Origin of the sequence: Massilia eurypsychrophila (assembly GCF_002760655.1) — a bacterium.
In the GTDB taxonomy this organism is placed as follows: Bacteria; Pseudomonadota; Gammaproteobacteria; order Burkholderiales; family Burkholderiaceae_D; genus JAFCUW01.
Genome location: NZ_PDOC01000014.1, coordinates 89,429 through 115,335, shown reverse-complemented (window position 1 = coordinate 115,335; position 25,907 = coordinate 89,429). Strand labels below are relative to the sequence as shown.

The following is a 25,907-nucleotide window of genomic DNA, read 5'->3' as shown; positions in this document are numbered from 1 at the left end:
GGATCTACGTGGATATGGTCAAAACGGGCATCGCCGGACTCGATGAAGTTCTGCTCGGCGGTGTGCCGCGCCATAACAACCTGGTCGTCGAGGGTCCGCCGGGCTCGGGCAAGACGACGCTGGGCCTCGGCTTCATTTATGCCGGCGCCACCGAATTCGACGAACCGGGCGCGATAGTCTCGTTCGAGCTCGATGCAGCCAAGCTGCTGCGCGACGCGTCCGGCTTCAACTGGGATCTGCAAGGCCAGATCGACGCCGGCCGGATCAAGGTGATCCAGACCAGTCCCGCGGTGTTACTGAGCGAGTTTCGCAATCCCGACGGCGCCTTTGCCGCGTCGCTGAGGGCGATGGGCGCCAAGCGCCTGCTGATCGACGGCCTGACGCCGATGCGGCTGTACGCCGAAGTGCACGATCTGCCGTTTCGCGAAGACGTCCACGTGCTCATCGAAGGGCTGAACCGGCTCGGCGTGACGACCATGGTCACGGCCGAACGCGACGACAGCATCGACTCGGTGCCGGCGCACGAACGCTTCGTGTTCGACACCATCGTTTCGCTCACGCGCGGCGAGAACAAGCGACGCGTGCAGCGGCGCCTGACGGTGCTCAAGTCGCGCGGCCAGGATTTCATCGGCGGCAGCCACACGATGCGCATCGAAGCGGGCCGCGGCATCCACGTCTACCGGCGCGCGCAATCGCGCCCGGTGTATTCGAACGACCAGCCGACGTCCGACGTACGCCTGTCGATCGGTTCGGCGGCGATCGACACGATGATGGACGGCGGCATCTACCAGGGCTCGGTGACAATGGTCAGCGGTATCTCCGGCACCGGCAAGACGGTGCTCAGCGTGCAGTTCCTGTCGTCGGCGATCACAGCCGGCCACAAGACGCTGCTGGTGAGCCTCGACGAGCATCCGCGCCAGCTGATGCGCAACGCCGGCTCGCTCGGCTTCGACCTGGCCGGCATGGTCGAACGGGGCGAGCTGTTCATCCACTACGAGTCGCCGCTCGAACTCGAACTCGACGTCCACTTCGATCGCATCATCAAGCTGGTCGAAGAACAAGGCATCGACTGCGTGGTATTCGATTCGTGCGCGGTGTACGAGATGACCAGCCCCGATGAAGTGGCCGACTACCTGTACGCGATGGCGACGTTCTTCAAGAACCGGCTGGCGACCGTGTTCTTCAACTACGAGAGCCCTGAGCTGCTGGGCCTGTCGCAGATCAGCCAGGAGCTCAAGGGCTCGCACCTGGTCGACAACATCATCTTGCTGAACTACGTCGAGATCTCCACCATCTTGCGCCGCGCGATCGCGATACCGAAGGTACGCGGCAGCCACAACCTGCAGATCACGCGCGAGTACGTCATCGCCGTCGGCGGCCTGCAGCTGCTCGATGAAGCGAGCGGCGACGGCGAATCGGCGGTGGTGCCGCAGCTGCCGTTCTCGTCGTACTACGGCCTGCTGTCGCGCTCACCGTCGCGCCAGAGTCCCTTGATCGAAGACGCAGTCGCGCATGGCACCAAGATGCCCGACTCGATCCAACTGCCGTCGCAAACCGAGTCGTGATCAGCGTCGGCCGGCCGCAGCACCCTGAAGTCGACTGGGAGGAATGGGGTCCGCCGCTGCACCAGTTCGCGCACGCGACCGGGCTGACCGTGTCGGCGTACGACGCCGGCGGCATGCGCATGGTCGGCCCGCTGGGGGCGTCGCGCACGGCCCACTTTCTGCAGGCGTCGACGCTATGGCACGACGATGGTCCCGGCAGCGAGCTTGAACGGCGCATCGTCGACGCGGTCGCGGCCAGCGGCAAGGCCGTGGAAGACGAAGACTTCCACGGCCTGCGCGTTTGCAGCCTGCCGCTGACCCAGTTCGGCAAGGTGTACGGCGTGCTGGTGTTCGGCTGGTGTTTTCGCGACTTCAGTTCGCCGATGGCGTGCGAGCAGATCGGGCGCCTGATCGGCGCGCCCGGACACGGCCTGTGGAACGAGGTGAGGCTGGAGACGCCGATGTCGGACGCCCGCATGGCCACCAACGTGGCGCTGCTGCGCACGCTGGCCGGGTCCATCGACCGCCAGCGCGAGACGATCGAACAGCTCAACCGGGTCAGTCGCACGCGCGACCTGTTCCTCGCCACCGTGTCGCACGAAATGCGTACGCCGCTGGCGGCGCTGTCGATGCGCGTCGAGCTGATGCTCAAGACCCACCCCGACCTGCCGCCGGCGGTGGCAAGCGGCCTCAATGCAATGCGCGTGCACGTGCGCCAGGAAGCGGCGATGGTCGACGACCTGATCGACGCGGCGCGCACGCTCACGGGCCAGCTGTCGGTGCTGCGCGCGCCGGTGACGCTGGGGCGCATCGTGCGCGACGCGGTGTCGACGATCGAAGTGAACGCCCACGAAAAAGGCATCGCCTTCAGCGTCTCGCCGTTTGACCACGGCGACGGCATCGCCATCGCCGGCGACGCGCGGCGACTCCAGCAGGTGCTGTGGAACCTGCTGCTCAACGCGATCAAGTTCACGCCGGCGGGCGGATCGATCCAGGTCAACATCAGCGCCACCGCCGGCCAGGTGCGCATCGATGTCATCGACAGCGGCCAGGGCATCGACGAGGACGACCTGCCGCTCGTGTTCGGCGCCTTCACGCTGCAGACACACGCCAACGCCACCGGCCTTGGCCTCGGCCTGTACATTGCGCGGCGCATCGTCGAACTGCACGGCGGCGAGCTGACGGTGAGCAGCGGCGGCATCGGCCAGGGCAGCACCTTCACCGTCAGGCTGCCGCGCGAGCTGATACGCTAGTTGTTGACGCCGTTTCCGTAGTAAAATTTCTTGATAATCGAGCTTTTGTGTAGTAAATTTACACAAACAGCATATTGCTTCACTCGCGCTCCCATGTCCGCTGTCGTGCGCCAGCGCCGGCGCGATAGCGCCATCATCCATCCGGCTCCTTATTTTGCGATCACACTACTATGGCTCTTAACGATTTTGACCTTGTCCTGTTTGGCGGCAGCGGCGACCTGGCGATGCGCAAGCTGCTACCGGCCATGTATTCGCGCGACGTCGCCGGCGACCTGCCCGATGGATCGCGGATTATCTGCGTTGGCCGCCACCAGTGGTCGCAGGAAGAATTTCTGCAGGAAGTCGAGACCACGTCCAAGTCGCACATCAAGGCGCCGGCTGAGCCGCAATGGGCGCAGTTCCTCGAGCGCGTGGTGTATGTCACGCTCGACGCGACCAACGTCGCCAGTTACGGCGCGCTGGCCGACGTCCTGCGCAAGGACGACAGCCTGACCCGCGTGTACTACCTGGCCACGCCGCCGCACCTGTTCGCGCAGATCTGCGACAACCTCGCCGAAGCCAAGCTGGTGACGCCCAATTCGCGCGTGGTGCTGGAAAAGCCACTCGGGCGCGACCTCGCCAGTGCCAAGCGAATCAACGCCGAAGTGGGCAAGGTGTTCGCCGAAACGCAGATTTACCGTATCGACCACTACCTCGGCAAAGAGACCGTGCAGAACCTGCTGGCGCTGCGCTTCGGGAACATCCTGTTCGAGCCGCTGTGGCGCCGCGAATGGATTTCCGACGTCCAGATCACCATCGCCGAGAAAATCGGCGTGGGCAACCGGATGGGCTACTACGACACCTCCGGCGCGCTGCGCGACATGCTGCAGAACCACCTGCTGCAGCTGCTGTGCATCGTCGCGATGGAGCCGCCAACGTCGATTTCTTCGGACGCCGTGCGCGACGCCAAGCTGCAGGTGCTGCGGTCGCTGAAGCGCTTCACGCCGACCACGCTGGCGCAAAACATCGTGCGCGGCCAGTACCGCGCCGGCCACGTCGAAGGCCAAGCGGTGCCGAGCTATCGCGACGAGCCGGACGCGCCGGAAAAATCGAGCACCGAGACCTTCGTCGCGCTGAAGGCCGAAATCGATACGTGGCGCTGGGCCGGCGTGCCGTTCTATCTGCGCACCGGCAAGCGGATGGCCGACCGGCTGGCTGAAATCGTGGTGCGCTTCAAGCCGATTCCGCATTCGATCTTTAACCAGCCGACGTCGAGCTTCCAGCCAAACAGCCTGGTGATTCGACTGCAGCCGGATGAGGGCCTTTCGCTGAACCTGATGGCCAAGACGCCGGGCGACAGCATGCGCCTGAAGCAGGCCGAGCTCGAACTCGACTTCCGCGAGCAGTTCAAGACGCCGCGCATGGACGCATACGAGCGCTTGCTGCTCGACGTGCTGCGCGGGCAGCTGACGCTGTTCATGCGCGGCGACGAACTGGAAGCGGCGTGGGAATGGGTCGAGCCGATCCTCGACTACTGGGAGCAGGACGACAGCAATCCGACGCCGTACACTGCGGGCACCTGGGGGCCGGCTGCGGCTAGCGCGCTGATTGGGCGCGATGGTCTGCAGTGGCGTGAAGAAGCCTTGCCCGAGGACTGACCGATGCTCCTCGATTCAATCCGCACTCAGCTCGACACGCTCTCCAAGTCGGAGCGTAAGGTCGCGCTGGCGGTGCTGGAACAGCCTTCGGCGACGGTAAGCCAGAACATCACCGCGCTGGCAAAAAGCGCGCAGGTATCGGAACCGACGGTGGTGCGTTTTTGCCGCACGCTTGGCTACGATGGCTGGCACGAGTTCAAGCTGAAGCTGGCGCAAGGCCTCGCGCTTGCGCTGCCTGGCGTGAGCGAGCAGCCGGCTCAGGACGACCTGGCGTCGGACCTGGTTAACAAGATCTGCAGCCGATCGATCAACACTCTCCTGGACCTGCGCAACAACCTCAATCCCGAAGCGATCCAGCGGGCGCTCGATATTCTCTCGCGCGCAAACAAGATAGAGTTCTACGGACAGGGCACGTCGGGCATCGTCGCCGCGGACGCGCAGCACAAGTTCTTCCGCTCCGGCGTGCCGACGGTGGCGTATGCCGACCCGAACATCCACAGCATCGCCGCGGCGTTACTGCACGGCGGCGACGCGGTGGTGGCCATTTCGCAGCGCGGCAACAGTCCGGCGCTGGTTCGCTCGGTGAAGCTGGCGCGCCGCGGCGGCGCCGATGTGATCGTGCTGGCGCCGTCGGGAACGCCGCTGGCGGAACTGGCGACGGTGCTCATTCCGATTGACCTCGTTTTTAACACCGATCCGTACACGCCGATCTCGGCGCGGCTGGCGTACCTGGTGGTGATCGACGTGCTGGCCGTTGGGCTGGCGCTGCAGCGCGGCCCCGAGTTCCGCAAGAAGATGCAGAATGCCCAGAAGGCGCTGCAGGAATTTGATATGCAGTTCGATTCGTTTATCGGCTGATCTGACGACACTATTGAGTCCTAGTGCATCTTCACTGGCCGCTTAGCAGCGAAAGCTGATCTTCAAGTTCATCTCCGGCTGCGAATGTCACGAGTCGCACCTCGTACGGCTGGCCAGCTTCCTCCAGCGCCCAGCGAACGCGCGTGTCGCGCGCTAGTCCCTTGCCCCGGTCGGGTGATGCTTCAAAGGCAGTAATGGTGATGGTCACTTTGGCGGCTCCCTGATCAAAACAGCGGCACTGGTGTGCGCAGTATAGCTGCATGGCCGCCGCGACCATTTGCTTGCGGTGCAGCGCGGGCGAAGCAGATATATTCTCCGGCGATTGGCACCCCTTCCGGCCCAAGCGCCTGGCGCTGTGCCTGGCCAAGGAGCTCGACGCTTTCATGCGCGCCTTCCATGGCGAAACCGGCGTCGCGGAGAAAGCGAGCCAAACCCGCGCGCGGCATGCTTGATAACATCGGCTCGCCTCGCAGCTTGAGCCAGAAATCGACCAGCCGGCTAGGCCGGCTGAAATTGGGACGCCCATCCGCCTGAGGTTCCATCCACGTAAAGGCCACGCGGCTGTCGGGCGCGGCCGCCGCCATTTGCGCAAACAAGGCAGCCACCGCGGCAAGAGGCATATACATCAGCAAGCCTTCGGCCACAAACAAGGTCGGTGCGTCACGCCGGAAGGCTGGGCAAGCAGCCAGCACCTCGCCCAGCGAGCGCTGTGCCAGGTCGGCGCCGATGAAATGGATGCGGCGTCCATCAGCGCCAGCCGCCCGAAGCTTTACGTGCTGCGTCGCCGGGTGGTCAATCTCGATGCAGCAAAGCGGCGGGTACGCGGCCTGCAGTTCCAGGCATAGCGTGTCGAGGCCCGCGCCGAGCACCACGACCTGGCTGCTGCCAGCGACGATCGACGCCTCGGCATGGTCGCGCATGGCACGCTTGCGCAGCGCAAAGTGCAGGCATATTCCGCGCAAGGTCGCGCGTTCGAGCGTGAGGCACAGCGCGCGGAACCATGCCCTGCGCAGCAACCCGGCCATGCGTGGATGCGCGCCGCGCAGTAATGCTTCGCCGCGGCGGATCGCTTCGCCGGGCAGCAAGGCGGCGACCGCAGCGACGGGCCGCACCAGTTGCAGGCCGGCGGCCACAATCAACGCCGTATTGCTAGGACTGCCCGCTTTCACGCGGCCAGCTCCGCCGGCGCGGCGGCCAGCAGGTCGCGGTAGTGGCGGTACCAGTTGCTCTGGAAGCGCTGCTGCGGATCGAGGCGGCGCTTGGCGTCGAGGAATCGGTCGAAGTTGGGGTGGCAGGCCCTGACCTGACGGGCGCTGGCCGCCTTCGAATAGGTCAGGTAGTAGCTGCCGTTACGCGCGATGGCCATGTCGATCAATCGGCGGAACGCACGCGCGGTCGCTTCGATGCCATCGGGCGTGAGCGCGGTGTGCAGGTTGAAGATGACGCAGGCGTAGTCCTGTTTTGCCCACGGCAGAAAGCTCTCGCCATCGCGCTCGATCAGGCGGATCGTCCCGTAGATCAGGTCCACCGCGTGCTTGCGGAAATCGGCAGCCGCTTCGCGCATGAAGCCGGCCAGGCTGGCGCGCGGCACATAGATTTCGCCGATCATCTCGGCGCCGCAGTAGCCAAGCACGCCATCGATTTCGTGGTGGTAGCCTGCGAGGTAGGTGCTCTGCTGCAGGCGGTCGCTCCAGTAGACCTGGCCGTCGGTGGCGAGGTAATGCGCTGCATAGCACTCGAACGCGGCGGTCTTGGCGGTATGGGCGAGGCACAGCAAGCGGCGCCAGTCATTTTCCGACAGCTGCTTGTCGTCGTCGCCGATCGGCGTCGCATCGTCTACCGGGACATAGCATGAGAAAACGCCACGCTGCAGGAAGTCGGCGCTGTCAGGATCGATCGCGAACTGGAAGTCGCCATACGCGTAACCGGCAGCGATGCGCTGGTCGAACGCAGGCAGAAGTTCGTCGATCCCGAGCAGGGTGACGTCACGCCGCATCTTGCGGCGCGGCGCCAGGCGCAACGTAACGCTGGCGATCACGCCGAACATGCCGTAGCCGCCAATCGCCAGGCCGAACAAGCTGCGGTTGCACGCGCGGCTGCACAGGTGCACGATGCCGTCGGCATCGATCAGCGTGAACGCTTCCACATCGGCGATGAAGGGCTGCATCGTCAGGCCGCGACCGTGCACATTGGACGACAGGCAGCCGCCCAGGCTAAGCGTATCGGCGCCGGTCTGCTTTTGCCGAATGCTCCAGCGTGGCCCGCGCTGGGGCGCAGCTTCAAGGTAGTCGATCAACGCGGGCCACTCGATGCCGGCTTCGACTTCGATGAGGCCTTCGATATCGTCAAAGGCGATGATGCGGTCCATGCCGCGCATGTCGAGCAGCAGCGCGCCTTCGCCGAACTGCTGCCCGCCCATCGCATGGCGGCCGCCACAGATAGCGAGCGGCAGGCCGCGGGCCGCAGCGTCGGCAATTGCGGCCTGAATCTCGGCCACGCTGCGCGGGAAGACCATGTCGGCGACACGGGTGGCGTTCTGCAGGGAATGCACATCGTTGACCAGCAATTCGGAGGAGCGGTTCATGGGTCATCCTTATTGAGGGAATGACCGCAGTATTGTGGGGAACACGGTTTCCGCCTATCGATTCCGCACAGGTACTGCTGGATGCCACTCTAGGTCGCGCCTGGCGAAACGAAGATGAGGCCGTGTACGATTGCCGGCACTGACCCCGGGGGTCTCAAGGTTGCGCGTGGTGAAACGACAAGGTCGCCCCGTGCACGACCCAGAGCGTCTACGCGCTATTCTTGTGAGCGCACTGCGCCATGTAAGTTTCATGTAAGGAAGCAAGCACACGCTTGCATGCGTATCAAATATTTAACAGAATGGAGGTGCTTGAAATCAGCATATGGATTTTGTCGGTATTGTCAAACTATTACTAGAACATAACTAGAATCAGGAGACTCACGATGAACAGCGATACCCCACCAAAACAGGCGGCAGCCAGCCGTCGCAAATTTCTCGGTCGTGCAGCGGCAGGTACCGCAGGCGCCGCGCTTGCCGTGCCGATGATCGCAACGGCCCAGACGCCAACCCAGTTCCGCTTCCAGAGCACCTGGCCGAGCAAGGATATCTTTCACGAATATGCGCTCGATTTTGCCAAGAAGGTCAACGACATGACCGGTGGCGAGCTGAAAATTGAAGTGCTGCCGGCCGGCGCCGTCGTGCCTGCCTTCGGCCTGCTCGACGCGGTGTCCAAGGGCACCCTCGACGGCGGCCACGGCGTGATGGGCTACAACTACGGCAAGCAGGCGGCGATCGCCTTGTGGACCTCGGGCCCCGCATTCGGCATGGACGCCAACATGGTACTGGCCTGGCACAAGTACGGCGGCGGCAAGGAACTGCTCGTCAAACTGTACAACTCGATCGGCGCCAACGTAGTGTCCTACCTCACCGGGCCGATGCCGACCCAGCCGCTGGGCTGGTTCAAGAAACCGATCACCAAGCAGGAAGACTTGAAAGGCATGAAGTTCCGCACCAACGGCCTGGCGATCGACCTGTTTACCGCCATGGGCGCGGCAGTCAATGCCTTGCCGGGCGGCGAGATCGTGCCGGCAATGGACCGCGGCCTGCTCGATGGCGCCGAGTTCAACAACGCCTCCTCCGACCGCCTGCTCGGCTTCCCGGACGTGTCGAAGGTGTGCATGCTGCAAAGCTTCCATCAAAGCTCGGAACAGTTTGAAATCACCTTCAACAAGACCAAGTTCAACGCGTTGCCGCCGAAAATGAAGGCGATCATCGACAACGCCGTCGAAGCCGCATCGGCCGACATGTCGTGGAAGGCAATCAACCGCTACTCCCAGGATTACCAGGAATTGCAGTCCAAGCACGGCGTGAAGTTCTACAAGACGCCGGACGTGCTGCTGCAGCAGCAACTGGCGGTCTGGGACACGGTGGTGGCCAAGAAAGGCGCCGACAATCCGCTGTTTCGCGAAGTGGAAAAGTCGCAGCGCGACTTTGCCGAGCGCGCCATGAAGTGGGACATGGATACCAACAATCCACGCCGCATGGCCTACAACCACTACTTCGCCCGCAAAACGGCGCCGAAGAAGGCGTAACAGCGCCGTCCTGGGCGTCACGAACGCACCCTCCGGCGACGCCGGAGGTGCGCTCGTGCGCGGCTCGGGCACGAGGAGCAACTCAATGCAGAACGTTTTATTCTTTGTCGACAGGCTCAGCAGTTGGGTGGGCCAGGCATTTTCCTGGCTGATCGTCGCCCTCACCTTCCTGATCAGCTGGGAAGTGTTTTCGCGCTACGCCTTTAACAATCCGAATCCGTGGGCCTTCGACCTGATGATCATGATGTACGGCGCCGCATTCATGATGGCCGGCGCTTACACCCTGGCCAAGAACGGCCACGTACGCGGCGACGTCCTGTACAGTTTTTTCCCGCCGCGCCTGCAAGCGGGGCTGGACTTGCTGCTGTATTTCGTTTTTTTCATTCCCGGCGTGGTGGCGCTGGTCTGGGCCGGCTACACCTATGCCGCCGAGTCGCTTGCAATTAACGAACACTCGACCCTCACCGCCAACGGGCCGCCGCTGTATCCATTCAAGATGGTGATTCCGATATCGGGGGTCTTGCTGCTGTTGCAAGGCCTGGTCGAGGTCGCCCGCTGCATTATTTGCCTGCGCACGGGCACCTGGCCGGTGCGCGAGCGCGACGTCGAGGAAGTCGACGTCGACAAGCTCAAGGAGATGGTCCACGTGACCGATGCCGATATTGCCAATGCCGCCGGTCCGGCCGGCGGCGCATCGGGAGCACCGCGATGAGAAAAGAAATCTGGTTCGGCTTGTCCATCCTGGTAGCCATCGTGATCACCATGTTCGTGTTCCTGCCGGCGCCGGCCGAGATGACAAGCGGCCACGTCGGCCTGTTGATGCTCGGCCTGGTGGTGGTCGCCATCATGCTCGGTTTTCCCACCGCGTTCACGCTGATGGGCATGGGGGTGATGTTTGCCTGGTATGCGTTCCACAGCCGCGACCCTGGGCAGGCCGTGCAGATGACGCTCGACCTGATGGTCCAGCGCGCCTATTCGGTGATGGCCAACGACGTGCTGATCTCAATCCCGCTATTCATCTTCATGGGCTACCTGGTCGAACGCGCCAACCTGATCGAGCGGCTGTTCAAAAGCCTGCACATCGCCATGGCCCGCGTGCCCGGCTCGCTGGCGGTGGCCACCATCATCACCTGCGCCATTTTTGCCACCGCCACCGGCATCGTCGGCGCCGTCGTTACCCTGATGGGCCTGCTCGCGCTGCCGGCGATGCTCAAGGCTGGCTACAGCACCCAGTTGTCGGCTGGCGCCATCACGGCCGGCGGCTGTCTGGGCATCCTGATCCCGCCTTCGGTGCTGCTAATCGTATATGGCGCCACTGCCGGCGTTTCGGTCGTTAAACTGTATGCTGGCGCGCTTTTTCCCGGCATCATGTTGGCCGGCATGTACGTCATTTATGTGCTGCTGGTGGCCAAATTCAAGCCGAGTGCGGCGCCTCCCTTGTCGGCCGAGGAACGCCGGGTCGAATTGCCGACCTTCGTGCACGCGCTACCCGCGTCGAGCAGCACCACGGCGGTCGCGCGACTGGCGCGCGCACTGACGGCGCCACGTATTGCCGGCGCGCCAAACCGGACCTTGCTGTCGCAACTGTTCATCGCCCTGCTTCCGGCGCTGGCGTTCGCCGTTGTTATGGGGATTGGTTATCGCGCTGTGACGGCGCCGGCCCCGGCGCCCACCGAGATGGTTGAAATGGGAACGGAAGCGACGCTCGGCGGCGACCAGGGCGGTCTCGCCGAGCCGCCGGCCGAGGGCCAGTTGGCGGAACCGCCGGTCGAAGGACAGCTGGCCGAACCGCCCGTGGAAGGTCAGCTGGCCGAGCCGCCGGTGGAAGGCCAGCCGGCCGAACCGCCGGCCCCGGCTGCTACCGCCCCGCCGGCGCCGGCCGCCGCTACCGCAACAACAACGGCCCAGCCAGCAACGGCGGCGCCGACCAGCTATTGGATCACGCTGGGAATTGGCCTCGCGGCCATGGCGGTGTTCTACCTGTTCTTCACCTTTGCCAGGCTGGAGATTTTCAAGATGCTGATGGGCTCACTGTTTCCGCTGGCATTCATGATCCTGGCCGTCCTCGGCAGCATCGTATTTGGCCTGGCCACGCCGACCGAAGCGGCGGCGATGGGGGCGCTCGGCGGGATTATCCTGGCCATCGCCTATCGGCGTTTCAACTACGGCATGTTGAAGGAATCGGCGCACCTGACCGCAAAGACGACCGCGATGGTGTGCTGGCTGTTCGTCGGCTCGAGCATTTTTTCAGCCGCGTTCGCCCTGCTGGGCGGGCAAGAACTGATTAATGGATGGGTCCTGGGGATGGACCTGACGCCGGTGCAGTTCATGATCCTGGCACAGGTCATCATCTTCCTGCTCGGCTGGCCGCTGGAGTGGACCGAAATTATCGTCATCTTCATGCCGATCTTCGTTCCGCTGCTGCCGCATTTTAATATCGACCCGCTATTTTTCGGCCTGCTGGTGGCGATGAACCTGCAAACGGCGTTCCTGTCGCCGCCGGTGGCGATGTCCGCGTTCTACCTCAAGGGCGTGGCGCCGCCGCATGTCACGCTCAATCAGATCTTCCTGGGCATGTTGCCGTTCATGGCGATCCAGGTCGTCGGCATTGTGCTGCTGTACATGTTCCCGGCAATCGGTCTGTGGCTGCCGGAGGTTCTTTACAAATGACGCGGCAGGCGTGCGGGATGACGGCGCGATCAGATAAAATAGCTGTTTCAACCAGCCAATTTTTGACGACCATGCACATCACTCCCGCCGCCAGCACCAAGCCCGACTACGCCATGTTGGTGCGCCAGGTCGACAGTATCCTCGAAGGCGAGCGCGACCTCATGGCCAACGCTTCGCAATTCTCGGCCTTTATCTACGACACCATCGGCGAACTGAACTGGGCTGGGTTTTATTTGACGCGTCCGGCGAAAAACGGTGACGGCCAGGAGTTGCTGGTCGGCCCGTTCCAGGGCAAGGTGGCGTGCGCGCGGATCCCGTTCGGGCGCGGCGTGTGCGGGGCGGCGGCGGCAGAGCGGCGCACGATGCTGGTGCCGGACGTGCATGCGTTCCCGGGCCACATTGCGTGCGACTCGGCGTCGAATGCCGAGATCGTGATTCCGCTGATCAAAGATGGCGTGGTGCTGGGCGTGTTCGACATCGACAGCCCGACGCTGAACCGGTTCAGCGAGGAAGACCAGGCGGGATTGGAGGCGCTGGTAGCGGCGTTGATGGCGGCCACTGATTTTAACTAGCCGGGATCAGCATGATGTAGCTTCAACGAAAAAGCCCGCCGAAGCGGGCTTTTTTACATCACGGTCGTCTTAGAACTTGTACGAAACGCCGATGCTGACGTTGCTCGCATCGCTGCTTGGCTTCTGGATTTCAACGCGTGCGGAGACCTTGGCGTTGAACGCGTAGCCGACGCCGACGCCGTACAGCGCGCCGTTGTCCGACTCGCTGGCGCTGAAACCGGAGACGCTGCCTTTGGCTTCGATGTGGTTGTAGCCGAGGCGGCCGAACACGTTGAAGCCGCTCGACAGTGGCAGCGTGCCGATGAACGAGACAGCGCTCTGGTTCAGCTTGACGCCGACCTTGGAGCCGGCAACGACGGTGTCGAAGTCAGCCAGGCTGCGGTAGCCCAGTTCGACTGCCATGTTCTGGTGGAACTGATAGCCGATGAAACCGCCGAAGCTGGTCTCGCGATCCGAAAAACCATCGACCTTGGTCGAACCGACGTCGACGCCGGCGTAGATCGATGGGTTCTCTGCGGCGAACGACGAAGTCGACAGGATGGCCAGTGCAGCGGCGAAAGCGATCTTTTTAAACATTGGTGAAGCCCTTTAGAAAATCAAATTGAGGCCGGCCGATGGCAACCATCGTCCGGCGGGCCGCATTATTGCACAATTTGCCGTAACGCAACTGAGTGCCGCTATTCGTGAAAGCTAAAAAAAAAGCCCCTGTCGTCAGGGGCTTTTTCGTTGCTGCGCAAGCAAACTTACATGCTCGCCGCCTTGGCCGCCTTGGCTGCCTTGCCCGCCTCGGTCGTGCCGCCGGCCGACGAGTGATCATTCGACTCACCGGTGACCGGGGGCTTGACCTTGGCGCTTTTCGCCTTCTCGCCCATCGGCTTGGCTTTCGGCGTGCCCGTCTGGGCGGCGTTTGGCGACGTGTGGTCGTTCGCCTCGCCCACTTTTGGCGCCTTGAGCGCGCCGCCTTCGTTCCCATGGTTCATCGGCTTGACCTTGCCGTCGGGACGCTTCTCGGCGCCGGCCGAGGTGTGGTCATTCGCTTCGCCGGTGACCGGCGCCGCTTTCTGCGCCTGGGCGGAAAACGCACCGAGCAGGACGACGGTGGCGGAAACGCCGAGGATAGACTTGATTGCTTTATTTGCGAACATGTGGATCTCCTGAAGAGGTTGGTGGAACGAAATAGCCTGGGAGAAAATTGGTTGGTATTAACAAGCCGAGCCCAGTGTAGCGTCGGCAACTCGTCGGCAGCGCGCGTTTGCAAACGGGCAACTTATCGCGCTGGCCGATCGCTTGCGACATGCGCCCGGCCCCTGCTTGGTACAATACGGCCTCGACTTCCTACACCAGCGTGGACCACCATGAATCAACTCGAACAGCTCAAGCAATTCACCACCGTCGTCGCCGATACGGGCGACTTCCAGTCGATCAAGGCGTACACCCCGCGCGACGCGACCACCAACCCATCGCTGATCCTGAAGGCAGTGCAAAAGCCCGAGTACCGGCCGTTGCTGGAACAGGCGGTGCGCGACTTTCCCGACCTGTCGACCGGCGACGTGATCGACCGTGTGCTGATCGCTTTCGGCGTCGAGATCCTGAAGATCATTCCGGGCCGCGTTTCCACCGAGATCGATGCGCGCCTGTCGTTCGATACCGAAGCGAACGTGGCCAAGGGCCGCGAGCTGATCGCGCTGTACGAGGCAGCCGGCATCGGGCGCGAGCGCGTGCTGATCAAGATTGCTTCGACGTGGGAAGGCATCCGCGCCGCCGAAATCCTCGAACGCGACGGCATCCGCTGCAACATGACGTTGCTGTTCGCGCTGCCGCAGGCGATCGCCTGCGCCGAAGCGGGCGCCCAGCTGATCTCGCCGTTCGTCGGCCGCATCTACGACTGGTACAAGAAATCGACCGGCATCGAGTACACCGGTGCGGACGATCCGGGCGTGCAGTCGGTCAAGCGCATCTATAACTACTACCGCAAGTTCGGCTACAAGACCGAGGTGATGGGTGCGAGCTTTCGCAACACGTCGCAGATCCTCGAACTGGCCGGCTGCGACTTGCTGACCATTTCGCCGGACCTGCTGCAGCAGATGGCCGACACCGAAGCGCCGGTCGAGCGCAAGCTGGCCAACGACGCCGCCGGCGCCGTCGTCGAGAAAGTGTCGATCGACGAGAAGACGTTCCGCTTCATGATGAATGAAGACGCGATGGCGACCGAAAAGCTGGCCGAAGGCATCCGCGCGTTCTGCGCCGATTCCGGCAAACTGAAGCAAATCATCGCCGGCATGCGCTAGCGCGAGCGTCACGTGCAGCTGGCAACGCCGGCGTGCATGCATGGCGATACGGCGCGTGCGGCAGTCTGGCGTCGTCTGCAGCACGGATGTATTTACTAAAGCTTACAGATGACACACACGAAATACACCTGAGATATGTCTCGGCGGCTATTGTTCTTCCACGCACTCGGCTCAACCGCAGTTGAAGCCAGGCGCGATAGCCTTCCGCAGTTCATCCTCTCAAGGAGATTTCCATGAAATCAGGTGTTTTCGTATTCTCAGCCCTCATCCTTTCCGCCCCGGCGTTCGCGGCGAATGACATTTCTCTTGGCACGCCCGGTTACGGCGGCACCGGTTGCCCTTCAGGATCCGTGTCGGCCACCCTTAGCCCTGACGCTAAATCCCTAAGCCTGCTGTTCGATCAGTACCAGGTCGCCGTCGGTGGCACCACCGGCAAGAGCTTCGATCGCAAGAGCTGCAACATCGCCATCCCCGTGCACGTGCCGCAAGGGATGAGCGTTGCGGTGATGAAGATCGACTACCGCGGCTTTAACCGGCTGCCGGCAATGGCGTCGTCGCAGTTCAATGTCGAATACTTCTTCGCCGGCACCAGGGGCCCCGCATTTACCCGCAGCTTCCGCGGCGTGCTCGACGAGGACTACCTGATCAACAACGAATTGGTCGCCGAGTCGATGGTCTGGTCCGGATGCGGCGCCGACGTCAACCTGCGGACCAATTCGAGCATGAAGGTGCAGACCTCTGCCAATAAAGAAGCGGTCTCCTCGATCGATTCTCAGGACGTCAACGCCGGCATCATTTATCAGCTGCAATGGCGCAAGTGCGGCAGCTAATCGGCTGCCGATCCGGTTGGCCCCCTCGGGGGCCACATTCACGACGAGGAGGATCACCATGACGTCGAACATAGCGATGTTGCTGGCATGCGGCGCAGTATTTGCGCTACCGGCGCAGGCAGCGCAGGATGGTTGCCCGCCGGGAAGTTATTCGGTGGTCGTCTCCCCCGATCATGCCACCCTCAGCATCTTGTTCGACAAGTTTCACCTCAACGGCGCCGGCGCCGCATCGGCCGCCGTCGCCACCGTGAGCACGCTGTGTCGAATTGAGCATCCGCTGACGCTTCCGGCCAATATGTCGCTCGGTGTGTACAAGGTGGACTACCGCGGCTTTGCCAAGCTTGGGGCGAACGAGCAAGCGTCGCTCGAGGTCCGCTATGCGCTCAGCCCGCACGGCAATGCGCAGGGCCGCGTGTTCCGGCGCAAGGTCAAGGGCGCACACGACGGCGATTATGTGTTTTCTGAAAACATCGGCGCGGGGCAGATGAAGCGGGTCGGATGCGGCGCCGGCGCCAAGCTCGACATGACTATCGGCATGGCGCTCACCGCCGGCGGCGAGTCGATGGCATCGCTCGACACGAGCGATGGTGCGGGCGCGGCAGTGGTCTACCATCTGAATCTGAAAAAATGCGATACCTAGTCTGCAGGCGCGGTCAGCTGGCGTTGCGCTAGCTCGTCTGCGCCTGCTGCGGCCCAGGCCTTGCTACGCCGCGCGGATCGATTGCAGGTGGGTATCGACGATCCGCGCGCCGAGCGCCACGAGATCGAACGCCTGCTGGTCGAGCAGCCACGCGCGCAGCAAGCCGTCGATGATCGCCCATAACCCCAGCGCCACCGCGTAAGGATCGACGTCGCTGCGGACCTGACCGTTCGCCATGGCCTGGCGAATACGCTCTTGCGCGCGCTCCATCCACCCCTGCTGATTTTGCTGCCGGCGCTCGCGCACCGCGTTCAGTGCATCGGTAAATTCCAGTTTCAACGTCGCGATCTCGAAAACAGCGCGCGCTTTCGGATCCGTCACCGTGACGCGGAATACACACATCGTGTTCTCGCGCAGCGCCTCGAGCGGGTCGGCGGCGTTGGCCTCGTCGCGCAGCTGCATCGCCGACTCGAGCGGCATCTTGACGCGCTCCATCATGGCGTTGAACATGGCCCCCTTGTCGAGGAAGTGCCAGTAGATTGCACCGCGCGTCACGCCGGCCGCCGTCGCGATATGCTGCAAGGTCGTACCTGACACGCCCTGTTTTACAAACAACTTTTGCGCCGCATCCAAAATGCTGTCGCGAGTTGCCAACGCATCTTCCTTGGTCCTGCGTGCCATCGCCATCCTTCCGTTTTCTGGGCCCTGCAAACATTAAACATACAGTCGTGATAGTATATATCAAATTCAACAAAAGCTGGCGGTATGGGAAGTTCAGCCTGCACCCAGCCCGCCGAACCCATAAGGATGCCCACCGAATGCGCCACGCCCACCGCTCCACCTTGTCCATGACGCGCATCGCCGTCTGCACCCTCGCCGCACTGGCCGCGCTGACCGCGTGCGGCCCGAAAGACGCCGCCGCACCAGGCGGCGCCCCGGGTGGCGCCCGGCCGCCGCCGGAGGTCGGCGTCATCGTCACCAAGTTCGAGCCGGTCGCGCTGCAGACCGAGCTGCCGGCGCGTGTCGAGCCGGTGCGCGTGGCCCAGGTCCGCGCCCGCGTCAACGGCGTCGTGCTCAAGCGCACCTTTACGGAAGGCAGCGAGGTCAAGGCCGGCCAGACGCTGTTCCAGATCGACCCGGCGCCCTACCAGGCCGCTCTCAACAGCGCCCGCGCCAACGTCGGCAAGGCCGAAGCGAACCTGAACCAGGCCGCCACCCAGGCCGCGCGCTACAAGCCGCTGGTCGAGGCGAACGCCGTCAGCAAGCAGGAATACGTCAATATCGTCGCCGCCCAGAAATCGGCCGAAGCGGACGTCGCCGCGCAGCGCGCGGCGTTGCAAATCGCCCAGATCAACACCGGCTACGCCAACGTGCAGGCGCCGATTGCCGGACGCATCGGCCGCGCGCTGGTCACCGAAGGCGCGCTCGTCAGCGCCACCGAGGCGACCCAGCTGGCGGTGATCCAGCAAACCAGCACCGTGTACCTGAACATCACCCAGTCGGCCACCGAACTGCAGCGCCTGCGCAAGAATGCCGGCAGCAAGCTCGGCGGCGCTCTGCCGGTCACCGTGCTGATGGAAGACGGCACCGAACTGCCGCGCAAAGGCAAGCTGCTGTTTTCCGACGTGACGGTGGACCCGACCTCGGGCCAGGTCACCTTGCGCGCCGAAGTGGCCAACCAGGACGGCCTGCTGTTGCCGGGCCAATACGTGCGGGTGCGCCTGTCGCAGGCCGAACTGCCGGCGGCGATCGTCGTGCCGCAGCAGGCGGTCACGCGCGGCACCCAGGGCGACACCGTCATCGTCGTCGGCGCCGACGGCAAGCCGGCGCCGCGCCCGATCAAGATCGGCTCGCAACAAGGCGCGAACTGGATCGTCCTCGAAGGCCTCAAACCAGGTGAGCAGGTGGTCGTCGACGGCTTCCAGAAGATGATGGTGCCGGGCGCCCCCGTCAAGGCCGTGCCATGGACAGCCACGGCGGCCGCGGTCGCTGCCGCACCGGCCGCCGCGCCTGCCGCCAGCCGTTAATAATTTACAGGAATCCCTTTCATGGCTCGTTTTTTTATTGACCGCCCGATTTTTGCATGGGTGATCGCATTGTTCATCATGGTGGTGGGCGGCGTGGCAATTACCCAGTTGCCCGTCGCCCAGTACCCTACCGTCGCGCCACCTTCGATCGTGGTCAGCGCGGCCTATCCGGGCGCGTCGGCCCAGACGCTCGAAGACAGCGTCATCAGCGTCATCGAACGCGAAATGAACGGCTCGCCCGGCCTGATCTACATGGAGTCGATCAGCCAGGCCAACGGCACCGGCTCGCTGACCTTGTCGTTCGAGACCGGCACCAATCCGGAGCTGGCCCAGGTCGACGTGCAGAACCGCCTCGGCCGCGCCACCCCGCGTCTGCCGCAGGCGGTGGTGCAGCAGGGCGTGCGGGTCGACCAGGCCCGCGCCAACTTCCTGATGTTTACCATCCTGTCGTCGGACGACCCGAAATGGGACCCGATCGCGCTGGGCGACTACGCCTCGCGCACCGTGCTGCCTGAAATCCAGCGCATCAAGGGCGTCGGCCAGGCCCAGCTGTTCGGCACCGAAAAAGCGATGCGCATCTGGATCGATCCGGCCAAGCTGCAAGGGTTCAGCCTGTCGCCGAACGACGTCAATGCGGCGATCCGCACGCAGAACGCGCAGGTGGCGTCCGGCTCGATCGGCGACCTGCCGATTGAAGCCGGCCAGACCATTTCGGCCACCGTCGTCGTCACCGGCCAGCTCAGCTCGGTCGAGCAGTTCGGCAACATCGTGCTGCGCGCCAATCCGGACGGCTCGACCGTGCGGCTGCGCGACGTCGCCCGCATCGAAATCGGCGGCCAGAGCTATGCCACCGCGGCGCGCCTGAACGGCAAGCCGTCGACCGGCATCGGCATCCAGCTGTCGTCGTCGGGCAACGCGCTCGAGACGGCCACGCTGGTCAAGCAGCGCATGGAAGAACTGTCGAAGTATTTCCCGCCTGGCGTGAAATACGCGATTCCGTTCGACAGCTCGCGCTTTGTCGACATCTCGATCAAGCAAGTGGTCGTCACGCTGGCCGAAGCCATCGTGCTGGTGTTCCTCGTGATGTACCTGTTCCTGCAGAACTTCCGCTACACCATCATCCCGACCATCGTCGTGCCGGTCGCGCTGCTCGGCTCGCTCGGCGCGCTGCTGGCGCTCGGTTTTTCGATCAACGTCTTGACCATGTTCGGCATGGTGCTGGTGATCGGTATCGTCGTCGATGACGCCATCGTCGTGGTCGAAAACGTCGAACGCATCATGAGCGAAGAAGGCTTGCCGCCGCTGGAAGCGACGCGCAAGGCGATGGGCCAGATTTCCGGCGCCATCATCGGCGTGACGGTGGTGCTGATGTCGGTGTTCGTGCCGCTGGCGTTTTTCGCCGGCGCGGTCGGTAACATCTACCGCCAGTTCTCGGCGGTGATGGTGTCGGCGATCTTCTTCTCGGCCTTCATGGCGCTGTCGCTCACGCCCGCCCTGTGCGCCCACTTCCTCAAGCCTGTCGAAAAAGGCCACAGCCACGCCAAGACCGGTTTCTTCGGCTGGTTCAACCGCGGCTTCACGCGCACGGCCAAGAACTACGAAGGTTTTGTCGCCGCCACGCTGGGCCGCACCGGCCGCGCACTGCTGTCGTTCGTGCTGGTGATCGGCGTCGTCGCACTGATGTTCGTGCGCATGCCGTCGTCGTTCCTGCCGAACGAAGACCAGGGCTACATCATCGCCAACATCCAGCTGCCGGCCGGCGCCACCACCCAGCGCACCAGCAAGGTTCTGGCCGACGCCGAAGCGTTCATCATGAAGCAGCCGGAAGTGGCCAACATGGTCGGCGTGGTCGGCTTCAACTTTTCCGGCCAGGGCCAGAACGTGGCGCTCGCGTTCATTCCGCTGAAAGACTGGGAGGATCGCTCCGGTCCCGGCCAGAGCGCGCAGGACGTCGCCAACCGCATCACCGGCGCGATGAGCCGCCAACGCGACTCGTTCGTGTTCGCCCTCTCGCCGCCGCCGATTCCCGAACTCGGACGCGGTACCGGCTTCTCGTTCCGCCTGCAGAACCGCGGTGGCCTCGGGCGCGACGCGCTGCTCGCCGCGCGCAACCAGATGATGGGCATGGCCAGCCAGAGCAAGATCCTCACCGGCGTGCGTCCCGAGGGACTCGAAGACGCGCCGCAGGTGCAGCTCGACATCGACCGCGACAAGGCCAACGCGCTGGGCGTGTCGTTCGACTCCATCAACGCCGCGCTGTCGACGACGCTCGGCTCGGCCTACATCAACGACTTCCCGAACGCCGGCCGCCTGCAGCGCGTGGTGGTCCAGGCCGATGCGCCGTCGCGCATGCAGCCGGACGACCTACTGCGCCTGAACGCGATGAACGCCAAGGGCCAGCCGGTGCCGCTGTCGACATTTGCCACCACCCGCTGGGTGACCGGCCCGATGCAGACGGTGCGCTACAACGGCTATTCGACCATGCGCCTGTCGGGTGACGCGGCGCCGGGTTACAGTACCGGCCAGGCGCTCGACGAGATGGAACGCCTGGCGGCGCAGCTGCCGGCCGGCTTCGGTTTCGAGTGGACCGGCCAGTCGCGCGAGGAAAAGCTGTCCGGCTCGACCGTGTTCATCCTGCTCGCCTTTGCGATGCTGGCGGTGTTCCTGGCGCTCGCCGCGCTGTACGAAAGCTGGACGATCCCGGTGGCGGTGCTGCTGGTGGTGCCGCTCGGCGTGCTCGGCGCGCTGCTGGCCGCCACTGCGCGCGGCATGCCCAACGATGTCTACTTCAAGCTCGGCCTGATCACCATCATCGGCCTGGGCGCCAAGAACGCGGTGCTGATCATCGAGTTCGCCAAGGATCTGCAGGCGCAGGGGGTGCCGCTGAAGGAAGCGGTGCTGCGCGCCTGCCACCTGCGCTTCCGCCCGATCCTGATGACGTCGATGGCGTTCATCCTCGGCGTGCTGCCACTGGTGATCGCCAGCGGCGCCGGCTCGGCCGGCCAGCGCGCGCTCGGCACCGGCGTGATGGGCGGCATGGTCACCGCGACCGTACTGGGCCTGGTCTTCGTGCCGGTGTTCTTCGTGGTGGTACGTAATCTATTCAAGGGCAGCGATCGTCAGCGCAAGAAATATGCGCATGAAGACGACACCGCGCCAGCAATCGAGGAAAAAATATGATGACAAAAATGACCCTGCGTACCACCCCGCTGATGCTGACGATGGCGCTTGCGCTGTCGGGCTGCATGTCGCTGGCGCCCAAGTATGAGCGGCCGGCGGCGCCGGTGGCCGCGGCATTCCCCGCCATGGCCACCAGCAGCGTCTCGAACGAAGCGGCCGCCCAGATCGAGTGGCAGCGCTTCTTCGCCGACGCGCGCCTCAAGCAGTTGATCGACCTGGCGCTGGTCAACAACCGCGACCTGCGCGTGGCGATCCTGAATATCGAACAGGCGCGCGCGCAGTTCCAGATCCGCCGCGCCGACCAGTTGCCGACGATCGCCGCTGCCATCTCCGGCAACCGCGCGCCGGGCCCCAACGACAGCACCACCAGCACCTACAGCGCCGGCTTTGGCGTCAGCGCGTTCGAACTGGACTTCTTCGGCCGCGTGCGCAACCTGTCCGAGGCGGCGCTGGCGCAGTTCCTCGCCACCGAGGAAGCGCGCAAGAGCACGCAAATCAGCCTGGTGGCGTCGGTCGCCAACACCTACCTGGCGGTGCTGGCCGACGACGAGCTGCTCGACCTGACGCGCCAGACGCTAGGCGCGCGCGAAGAGTCGCTGAAACTGACCCAGCTCAAGTACGACAACGGCGTGGTCTCGAACCTCGACTTGCAGCAGGCGCTGTCGCTGGTCGACACGGCGCGCGTGGTGCTGGCGCAGCAGCAGCGCCAGCGCGCACAGGACGCCAACCTGCTGGTGCTGCTGGTCGGCGGGCCGCTGCCGGACACGCTCGCCGCCGGCAACACGCTGGCGCAAACGGCGCTGTCGGAGCTGCCGGCCGGGCTGCCGTCGGACCTGCTGTCGGTGCGCCCGGATATCCGCGCCGCCGAGCAGCAGCTGATCGGCGCCAACGCCAACATCGGCGCCGCGCGGGCCAACTTCTTCCCGCGCATTTCGCTCACCGGCACCGCCGGCAGCGCCAGTTCGGAACTCTCGGGCCTGTTCAAGGGCGGCTCGTTTGGCTGGACTTTCGCGCCGCAGGCGGTGCTGCCGATCTTCGACTATGGCCGCAACGTCGCCACCCTGGGCAGCGCCCGCGCCGGCCGCGACATCGCCGTCGCCCAGTACGAGCGCAGCATCCAGGTCGCGTTTCGCGAAGTGTCGGATGCGCTGGCCGGCCAGGCCACCTTCGCCGAACAGCTGCGCGCCCAGCGTTCGGTGGCGGCGGCCGAAGCGGAGCGCTTCAAGCTGTCGGACCTGCGCTACCGCTCCGGCGCGTCGTCCTACCTCGACCTGCTCGACGCCCAGCGCTCGCTGTTCAACGCCCAGCAGGCGTCGGTGCAGGCCAATTTGCAGCGCCTGCAAAACCAGGTCACGCTGTACCGCGTGCTGGGCGGCGGCTGGACCGAACCGGCACGCTGAGGTGAGGTAAAACCAGGCCGGACAGCGCGTCCGGCCTGGCGCTGTGCCTACGCCATCCTGTCCTGGACGGCAACTTCCCCAGTTTCCGATGCGCGCACTGAAGGCGATGAACGAGTCGCAGTTCAACGTGGTGTCGGAAGTGCAGTCGGGCACCCGCTCGATCGCCACCGCGTCCAATCAAATCGTCGCCGGCAACCTCGACCTGTCGGCGCGCACCGAGCAGCAAGCCAGCTCGCTCGAAGAGACCGCGGCGTCGATGGAAGAACTGACGTCGACCGTGCGGCAGAGCGCCGACAACGCCGAGCAGGCCAACCAGCTGGCGCTGACCGCGTCGGGCGTGGCCGCCAAGGGCGGCGCCATCGTCGGCAAGGTGGTCGACACGATGGGCCTGATCGACGCCTCCTCGCGCAAGATCGTCGACATCATCGGCGTCATCGACGGCATCGCATTCCAGACCAACATCCTCGCGCTGAACGCGGCGGTGGAAGCGGCGCGCGCCGGCGAACAGGGGCGCGGCTTTGCGGTGGTGGCGTCGGAAGTGCGCTCGCTGGCGCAGCGTTCGGCCAGCGCCGCCAAGGAAATCAAGGACCTGATCGGCGACTCGGTCGGCCAGGTCAACATCGGCACCAAGCTGGTACAGGAAGCCGGCGCGACGTGGTCGACAGCGTCGCCCGCGTCAACGACATCATGTCCGAGATCACGTCGGCGGGCAAAGAGCAGCGCATCGGCATCGACCAGGTCAACGAGGCGATCGCGCAGATGGACCAGGTGACGCAGCAGAACGCGGCGCTGGTGGAAGAAGCGGCGGCAGCGGCGGCGAGCCTGGAGGAACAGGCCCAGGGCCTGGCCAACATCGCCGCCGGCTTCAAGCCGGCAAGCGCTCCGGCCGCCGGACGCCGCCGTCCCGACGCCGCCGCGATGCAACCGAAACTGCAGCTCGCCTAAAAATCGTCAGCGGTTGCGCCGCCAGCTTCAGCCGGCCAGGAACATCTGCTGGAGGTCGTTGAGGAAGCGCTGTCCCAGCTCGGTCGGCCGAATGATCATGTGGTCGCGGTACAGCAGGTCTTTCGCCTCGGCCGCATCGAGCATCGCATCGATCGCGTTGATCCCCATGCCGGTGCGCTCGCCAAACAGGTTCGGCGAGAACCCGCCCGTCAGCCGCAAGGTGTTGAGCATGAACTCGAATCCCATGTCGGCACGCGCGATTTCGTGCTCTTCCTGTACCGGATTGCCGGCGCGCGCGGCGTTGATGAACGACTCGGGCTGCTTGAAGCGGGCCTGGCGCAGCACCCGGTGCGGGAACGATATCTTCGAATGGGCGCCGGCGCCGATGCCGAGATAATCGCCGAACTCCCAGTAATTGACGTTGTGCCGCCCACGCCGCCCCGGGCGCGCATACGCCGACACCTCGTAGTGCTCGAACCCGGCCGCCGTCATCGTCTCGGCGATCATGTCCTGCATGTCGGCGCTGGCGTCGTCGTCCGGCAGCGCCGGCGGGTACTTGGCAAACACCGTGTTCGGCTCCATCGTCAAGTGATACAGCGACAGGTGCGGCGGCGCGAACGACAGCGCCGTGCCGAGGTCTTGCCTGGCCTGTTCCAGCGTCTGCGTCGGCAGCGCGTACATCAGGTCAAGGTTGAAATTGTCGAAATTGGCGTGCGCGATTTCCACCGCGCGCCGCGCCTCGTTATCATCGTGGATACGGCCGAGCGCTTTAAGGTGATCGGCGTTGAAGCTCTGGATGCCGATCGACAGCCGGTTCACGCCGCTGGCGCGGAACGACTTGAATTTCTCCGCCTCGAACGTGCCGGGATTGGCTTCCATCGTGATCTCGGCGTCGATCTCGAGCGGCAGCAGGGTGCGCACGTCCGACAGCAGGCGGTCGAGCCCCTGCGCCGACATCAGGCTCGGCGTGCCGCCGCCGATGAACACGGTGTGGATCTTGCGGCCCCAGATCAGCGGCAGCGACTGTTCCAGGTCGAGCCGCACCGCGTCGAGGTATTCCTGTTCCGGAAAAGCGCCGCGCGCCTCGTGCGAGTTGAAGTCGCAATACGGGCACTTGCGCACGCACCACGGAAAGTGTATGTACAGCGACAGCGGCGGCAGCGCCGTCAGGTTCAGCGCCCCAGGCTTGAGGTACTGCAGCGCGCTGGCGGCGGGCGAGCGCGGCGCCGCGGCCGGCGCGCCGACGACTTTAATGGGAATCATGTGAGCTTTCCGACCAGCGCGCGCAGCGCCTGGCCGCGGTGCGACAGCGTGTTCTTTTCCGCCGGGGTCAGTTCGGCGGCCGACTTGCCCAGCGCCGGCAGCCAGAAGTGCGGATCGTAGCCGAAGCCGTTGGCGCCGCGCGCGGTGGCGCTGATTTCGCCGGCCCAGACGCCGTCGGCAATCACCGGCTGCGGGTCGTCGGCGTGGCGCACATACACCAGCACGCAATAGTAATAGGCCGACTTGTCGGCGTGCGCTTCGAGGTCGGCGATGACCTTCTGGTTATTAAGCGCGTCCGATTTCGGTTCGCCCGCGTAGCGCGCCGACCACACGCCCGGAGCGCCGCCGAGGGCGTTGACGCACACGCCGGAGTCGTCGGCCAGCGCCGGCAGGCCGGTCAGGCGCGACGCATGACGCGCCTTTTCGAGCGCGTTCTCGACGAAGGTGGCAAACGGCTCGGCGCATTCGGGCACGTTGAGCTCACCCTGCGCGTGCAGCTCGAAGCCGAGCGGCTCCAGGATCTGGCCGAATTCTTTCAGCTTGCCGGCATTGTTGGAGGCGAGGACGAGGCGTTGGGTCATGGCGGTGCTAACACTTGGGAGGAAGCGAGCATTTTACCCCGTCATCGCATCGAGCATACTTCGTCATGATGCTTGCTCAGCATAGGCTCCGCCTGCGCGGGAG

General features: G+C 64.4%; 21 protein-coding genes and 2 pseudogenes. 15 read left to right on the top strand and 8 right to left on the bottom strand.

The window, feature by feature from the left end; genetic code table 11:
* Positions 1-14 precede the first annotated feature (14 nt).
* The 4 genes from CR105_RS19475 (at position 15) to CR105_RS19460 (ending at position 5,292) form a co-directional block, all read left to right on the top strand.
* Positions 15-1,565 (top strand): ATPase domain-containing protein, encoded by a 1,551-nt coding sequence (locus CR105_RS19475; RefSeq protein WP_229414020.1) that lies wholly within the window; start codon positions 15-17, stop codon positions 1,563-1,565.
* Positions 1,562-2,797, top strand: coding sequence for a sensor histidine kinase (locus tag CR105_RS19470; protein WP_099791239.1), 1,236 nt, complete (start codon positions 1,562-1,564; stop codon positions 2,795-2,797). Before CR105_RS19475 ends, CR105_RS19470 begins: the two co-directional genes overlap by 4 nt.
* Positions 2,798-2,967: 170 nt before the next feature.
* Positions 2,968-4,434 (top strand): glucose-6-phosphate dehydrogenase, encoded by a 1,467-nt coding sequence (gene zwf / locus CR105_RS19465; RefSeq protein ID WP_099791237.1) that lies wholly within the window; start codon positions 2,968-2,970, stop codon positions 4,432-4,434.
* 3 nt (positions 4,435-4,437) lie between these two features.
* Complete coding sequence (locus CR105_RS19460) at positions 4,438-5,292, top strand: SIS domain-containing protein (protein ID WP_099791235.1); 855 nt, start codon at positions 4,438-4,440, stop codon at positions 5,290-5,292.
* Positions 5,293-5,359: 67 nt separating this feature from the next.
* Here the strand turns inward: CR105_RS19460 and CR105_RS19455 are convergent.
* The 3 genes and pseudogenes from CR105_RS19455 to CR105_RS19445 all read right to left on the bottom strand — a co-directional run.
* Positions 5,360-5,500: pseudogene (locus CR105_RS19455) on the bottom strand (thioredoxin domain-containing protein); the annotation flags it as partial.
* Positions 5,501-5,516: 16 nt separating this feature from the next.
* Positions 5,517-6,461, bottom strand: a complete 945-nt coding sequence (locus tag CR105_RS19450; protein WP_131021806.1) for a class I SAM-dependent methyltransferase — start codon at positions 6,459-6,461, stop codon at positions 5,517-5,519.
* Positions 6,458-7,876: an FAD-binding oxidoreductase gene (locus CR105_RS19445; RefSeq protein WP_099791231.1), complete on the bottom strand. Its 1,419-nt coding sequence runs from the start codon at positions 7,874-7,876 to the stop codon at positions 6,458-6,460. Before CR105_RS19445 ends, CR105_RS19450 begins: the two co-directional genes overlap by 4 nt.
* 383 nt (positions 7,877-8,259) lie before the next feature.
* Between CR105_RS19445 and CR105_RS19440 the strand changes: the two genes are divergently transcribed.
* From CR105_RS19440 to msrC, 4 genes are all read left to right on the top strand, one after another.
* Positions 8,260-9,408, top strand: coding sequence for a TRAP transporter substrate-binding protein (locus CR105_RS19440; protein ID WP_099791229.1), 1,149 nt, complete (start codon positions 8,260-8,262; stop codon positions 9,406-9,408).
* Between the two features lie 85 nt (positions 9,409-9,493).
* A complete protein-coding gene (locus CR105_RS19435; RefSeq protein WP_099791227.1) occupies positions 9,494-10,120 on the top strand; it encodes a TRAP transporter small permease subunit in 627 nt (208 codons plus the stop codon).
* Positions 10,117-12,078 (top strand): TRAP transporter large permease, encoded by a 1,962-nt coding sequence (locus CR105_RS19430; RefSeq protein ID WP_099791225.1) that lies wholly within the window; start codon positions 10,117-10,119, stop codon positions 12,076-12,078. The genes CR105_RS19435 and CR105_RS19430 overlap by 4 nt, the downstream gene beginning before the upstream one ends.
* 71 nt (positions 12,079-12,149) lie before the next feature.
* Positions 12,150-12,650 carry a free L-methionine (R)-S-oxide reductase MsrC gene (msrC, locus tag CR105_RS19425; RefSeq protein WP_099791296.1) on the top strand — a complete coding sequence of 167 codons (501 nt, stop codon included), beginning with the start codon at positions 12,150-12,152 and terminating at the stop codon, positions 12,648-12,650.
* Positions 12,651-12,719: 69 nt separating this feature from the next.
* Here the strand turns inward: msrC and CR105_RS19420 are convergent, their stop codons facing one another.
* Positions 12,720-13,226: a porin family protein gene (locus tag CR105_RS19420; protein ID WP_099791223.1), complete on the bottom strand. Its 507-nt coding sequence runs from the start codon at positions 13,224-13,226 to the stop codon at positions 12,720-12,722.
* Between the two features lie 167 nt (positions 13,227-13,393).
* The gene (locus tag CR105_RS19415) at positions 13,394-13,795 is read right to left on the bottom strand and encodes a hypothetical protein (protein ID WP_099791221.1); all 402 of its coding nucleotides are present in this window, start codon (positions 13,793-13,795) and stop codon (positions 13,394-13,396) included.
* Between the two features lie 210 nt (positions 13,796-14,005).
* Here CR105_RS19415 and tal point away from each other — a divergent pair, with 210 nt between their 5' ends.
* From tal to CR105_RS19400, 3 genes are all read left to right on the top strand, one after another.
* Positions 14,006-14,938 (top strand): transaldolase, encoded by a 933-nt coding sequence (gene tal, locus CR105_RS19410; RefSeq protein WP_099791219.1) that lies wholly within the window; start codon positions 14,006-14,008, stop codon positions 14,936-14,938.
* A gap of 233 nt (positions 14,939-15,171) precedes the next feature.
* On the top strand, positions 15,172-15,768 hold the full coding sequence (locus CR105_RS19405) for a DUF4360 domain-containing protein (protein WP_099791217.1): 597 nt from the start codon (positions 15,172-15,174) through the stop codon (positions 15,766-15,768).
* A 58-nt stretch (positions 15,769-15,826) separates the two neighbouring features.
* Positions 15,827-16,408: a DUF4360 domain-containing protein gene (locus CR105_RS19400; protein ID WP_099791215.1), complete on the top strand. Its 582-nt coding sequence runs from the start codon at positions 15,827-15,829 to the stop codon at positions 16,406-16,408.
* A gap of 63 nt (positions 16,409-16,471) precedes the next feature.
* On the opposite strand, the gene CR105_RS19395 is transcribed toward CR105_RS19400, so the two are convergent.
* A complete protein-coding gene (locus CR105_RS19395; RefSeq protein ID WP_229414016.1) occupies positions 16,472-17,095 on the bottom strand; it encodes a TetR family transcriptional regulator in 624 nt (207 codons plus the stop codon).
* A gap of 131 nt (positions 17,096-17,226) precedes the next feature.
* Here CR105_RS19395 and CR105_RS19390 point away from each other — a divergent pair, with 131 nt between their 5' ends.
* From CR105_RS19390 to CR105_RS19375, 4 genes and pseudogenes are all read left to right on the top strand, one after another.
* Positions 17,227-18,435, top strand: coding sequence for an efflux RND transporter periplasmic adaptor subunit (locus CR105_RS19390; RefSeq protein WP_099791213.1), 1,209 nt, complete (start codon positions 17,227-17,229; stop codon positions 18,433-18,435).
* A 21-nt stretch (positions 18,436-18,456) separates the two neighbouring features.
* Positions 18,457-21,615 carry an efflux RND transporter permease subunit gene (locus CR105_RS19385; RefSeq protein WP_099791211.1) on the top strand — a complete coding sequence of 1,053 codons (3,159 nt, stop codon included), beginning with the start codon at positions 18,457-18,459 and terminating at the stop codon, positions 21,613-21,615.
* The gene (locus CR105_RS19380) at positions 21,612-23,015 is read left to right on the top strand and encodes an efflux transporter outer membrane subunit (protein WP_307189648.1); all 1,404 of its coding nucleotides are present in this window, start codon (positions 21,612-21,614) and stop codon (positions 23,013-23,015) included. Before CR105_RS19385 ends, CR105_RS19380 begins: the two co-directional genes overlap by 4 nt.
* Before the next feature lie 88 nt (positions 23,016-23,103).
* Positions 23,104-23,960, top strand: a pseudogene (locus tag CR105_RS19375) (methyl-accepting chemotaxis protein); the annotation flags it as partial.
* A gap of 27 nt (positions 23,961-23,987) precedes the next feature.
* On the opposite strand, the gene hemW reads toward CR105_RS19375, so the two are convergent.
* Both hemW and rdgB read right to left on the bottom strand, forming a co-directional pair.
* Positions 23,988-25,223, bottom strand: a complete 1,236-nt coding sequence (gene hemW / locus CR105_RS19370; protein WP_099791209.1) for a radical SAM family heme chaperone HemW — start codon at positions 25,221-25,223, stop codon at positions 23,988-23,990.
* On the bottom strand, positions 25,220-25,804 hold the full coding sequence (rdgB, locus tag CR105_RS19365; protein ID WP_099791207.1) for an RdgB/HAM1 family non-canonical purine NTP pyrophosphatase: 585 nt from the start codon (positions 25,802-25,804) through the stop codon (positions 25,220-25,222). The genes hemW and rdgB overlap by 4 nt, the downstream gene beginning before the upstream one ends.
* Positions 25,805-25,907: the final 103 nt, after the last annotated feature.

Excerpts from the sequence above, each read along its gene's own strand:
- CR105_RS19430 (WP_099791225.1), top strand. The coding sequence starts at position 10,117 with ATGAGAAAAGAAATCTGGTTCGGCTTGTCCATCCTGGTAGCCATCGTG.
- CR105_RS19395 (WP_229414016.1), bottom strand. The coding sequence starts at position 17,095 with ATGGCGATGGCACGCAGGACCAAGGAAGATGCGTTGGCAACTCGCGAC.
- msrC (WP_099791296.1), top strand. The coding sequence starts at position 12,150 with ATGCACATCACTCCCGCCGCCAGCACCAAGCCCGACTACGCCATGTTG.
- CR105_RS19475 (WP_229414020.1), top strand. The coding sequence starts at position 15 with ATGGTCAAAACGGGCATCGCCGGACTCGATGAAGTTCTGCTCGGCGGT.
- CR105_RS19400 (WP_099791215.1), top strand. The coding sequence starts at position 15,827 with ATGACGTCGAACATAGCGATGTTGCTGGCATGCGGCGCAGTATTTGCG.
- hemW (WP_099791209.1), bottom strand. The coding sequence starts at position 25,223 with ATGATTCCCATTAAAGTCGTCGGCGCGCCGGCCGCGGCGCCGCGCTCG.
- CR105_RS19435 (WP_099791227.1), top strand. The coding sequence starts at position 9,494 with ATGCAGAACGTTTTATTCTTTGTCGACAGGCTCAGCAGTTGGGTGGGC.
- tal (WP_099791219.1), top strand. The coding sequence starts at position 14,006 with ATGAATCAACTCGAACAGCTCAAGCAATTCACCACCGTCGTCGCCGAT.
- CR105_RS19390 (WP_099791213.1), top strand. The coding sequence starts at position 17,227 with ATGCGCCACGCCCACCGCTCCACCTTGTCCATGACGCGCATCGCCGTC.
- CR105_RS19440 (WP_099791229.1), top strand. The coding sequence starts at position 8,260 with ATGAACAGCGATACCCCACCAAAACAGGCGGCAGCCAGCCGTCGCAAA.
- CR105_RS19385 (WP_099791211.1), top strand. The coding sequence starts at position 18,457 with ATGGCTCGTTTTTTTATTGACCGCCCGATTTTTGCATGGGTGATCGCA.
- CR105_RS19445 (WP_099791231.1), bottom strand. The coding sequence starts at position 7,876 with ATGAACCGCTCCTCCGAATTGCTGGTCAACGATGTGCATTCCCTGCAG.
- CR105_RS19405 (WP_099791217.1), top strand. The coding sequence starts at position 15,172 with ATGAAATCAGGTGTTTTCGTATTCTCAGCCCTCATCCTTTCCGCCCCG.
- CR105_RS19460 (WP_099791235.1), top strand. The coding sequence starts at position 4,438 with ATGCTCCTCGATTCAATCCGCACTCAGCTCGACACGCTCTCCAAGTCG.
- CR105_RS19420 (WP_099791223.1), bottom strand. The coding sequence starts at position 13,226 with ATGTTTAAAAAGATCGCTTTCGCCGCTGCACTGGCCATCCTGTCGACT.
- CR105_RS19380 (WP_307189648.1), top strand. The coding sequence starts at position 21,612 with ATGATGACAAAAATGACCCTGCGTACCACCCCGCTGATGCTGACGATG.
- CR105_RS19415 (WP_099791221.1), bottom strand. The coding sequence starts at position 13,795 with ATGTTCGCAAATAAAGCAATCAAGTCTATCCTCGGCGTTTCCGCCACC.
- rdgB (WP_099791207.1), bottom strand. The coding sequence starts at position 25,804 with ATGACCCAACGCCTCGTCCTCGCCTCCAACAATGCCGGCAAGCTGAAA.
- zwf (WP_099791237.1), top strand. The coding sequence starts at position 2,968 with ATGGCTCTTAACGATTTTGACCTTGTCCTGTTTGGCGGCAGCGGCGAC.